The sequence below is a fragment of the Bowmanella yangjiangensis genome (assembly GCF_017255015.1).
GTDB lineage: Bacteria > Pseudomonadota > Gammaproteobacteria > Enterobacterales > Alteromonadaceae > Bowmanella > Bowmanella yangjiangensis.
In genome coordinates, this window is record NZ_JAFKCS010000448.1 from 1 (window position 1) to 632 (window position 632).

At 62.2% G+C, this 632-nt stretch carries 1 protein-coding gene; it reads right to left on the reverse strand.

The window, feature by feature from the left end; all coding sequences use genetic code 11:
* Positions 1-199: hypothetical protein (locus tag J0A65_RS25080; protein WP_206596944.1), on the reverse strand; the 199-nt coding region annotated here is incomplete at its 3' end.
* Positions 200-632 lie beyond the last annotated feature (433 nt).

Sequence of the window (632 nt, forward strand, 5' to 3'; positions counted from 1 at the left end):
TGGTGGGCTCGTTGCCCAGGGCCTCGTTGGTTTTCTGCTCGATGGCTTCGCCGGTTTCCTCGGCCGCATTGCCCAGATTCTCCATGGCTTCGGAGACTGACTCCTTGGCTGACTCCATCTTGTCTTCCGGGGTTTTCTCGCAGGCGGCGAGACCCAGGGCGGTGGCAAGCAGAAGGGCATAAGTCAGAGGTTTGTTCACAGTCATCACTCCATGTGTGAGAGTTATAGGTGGCTGGGTTGACCCCAAGAGCGCACACCCACTCTGAACCTTGATCGACTGCGCAAGTTCCCTGCGTTTTCGTTTCGCTGGCACGACGCCGGTGTGAGGCAGCGCCTCGAGGCGCTATGATGCGCAGCCCTTTTTGCAGCCTGCCAGCGCGCGTGTCGGGCCATTGCGCCGCGCCGGCGCCGCCCGGAAACGCGCCTGGCAGCTGCGATTCATTGTCCAACGCATGCGGACGTCAGGAGTGCCCCAGGCATTGCTGCTGGTGTGGTCGGGAGTAGAGAGATGAGTGCACAGTCGAGTGAGGATCGCGCGCAGCGGTTTCTTGCTGCATTGCGTCATTGTCAGGTGCTCGGCATGGCGGTCGAGCGCGCTGACAGCAAGGGCCTGACCCTGCGCCTGCCGTACG